This window comes from Paenibacillus taichungensis (genome assembly GCF_013359905.1).
GTDB lineage: Bacteria > Bacillota > Bacilli > Paenibacillales > Paenibacillaceae > Paenibacillus > Paenibacillus taichungensis.
The window spans coordinates 1-602 of sequence record NZ_JABMCC010000095.1 but is presented as its reverse complement, the minus strand read 5'-3'; the positions used below and the strand labels follow the sequence as shown (position 1 = coordinate 602).

The window sequence follows — 602 nt, the reverse complement described above, 5'->3', positions numbered from 1 at the left end:
TAAGCTATGCGTTTGGTGGCGATGGCGGAGGGGTTCCACACGTACCCATCCCGAACACGACCGTTAAGCCCTCTAGCGCCGATGGTACTTGGACCGCAGGGTCCTGGGAGAGTAGGACGCCGCCAAGCGAACTCTTTCATCTTACATAGAAAACAGATTTTGTATGTTGATGTTGTACGATGAATTGCATTTGCACTGCAGATGCTTAGTATTCCCTGATAGCTCAGTTGGTAGAGCACTCGACTGTTAATCGAGTTGTCACAGGTTCGAGCCCTGTTCGGGGAGCCATTAAGGCCCGTTGGTCAAGGGGTTAAGACACCTCCCTTTCACGGAGGTAACAGGGGTTCGAATCCCCTACGGGTCATTTATACATGGAGGCTTAGCTCAGCTGGGAGAGCATCTGCCTTACAAGCAGAGGGTCGGGGGTTCGATCCCCTCAGCCTCCACCATATCATTTTTTGAATAACGACGCGGGGTGGAGCAGCCCGGTAGCTCGTCGGGCTCATAACCCGAAGGCCGCAGGTTCAAATCCTGCCCCCGCAATTATACTTTCTATCAAGAAAGTGATCTGGAACCGTGGTGTAGTTGGCCTAACATGCCTG

Annotated in this window: 4 tRNA genes and 1 rRNA gene; all 5 read left to right on the top strand. The window is 52.7% G+C overall.

What is annotated here, in order from left to right:
* Positions 1–11: 11 nt before the first annotated feature.
* Positions 12–128, top strand: a 5S ribosomal RNA gene (gene rrf, locus HP548_RS03670).
* An 84-nt stretch (positions 129–212) separates the two neighbouring features.
* Positions 213–288, top strand: a tRNA-Asn gene (locus HP548_RS03665).
* A 4-nt stretch (positions 289–292) separates the two neighbouring features.
* A tRNA-Glu gene (locus HP548_RS03660) sits at positions 293–364 on the top strand.
* A 9-nt stretch (positions 365–373) separates the two neighbouring features.
* Positions 374–449 (top strand) — tRNA-Val (locus tag HP548_RS03655).
* A gap of 20 nt (positions 450–469) precedes the next feature.
* Positions 470–543: transfer RNA gene (locus HP548_RS03650), tRNA-Met, on the top strand.
* Positions 544–602 lie beyond the last annotated feature (59 nt).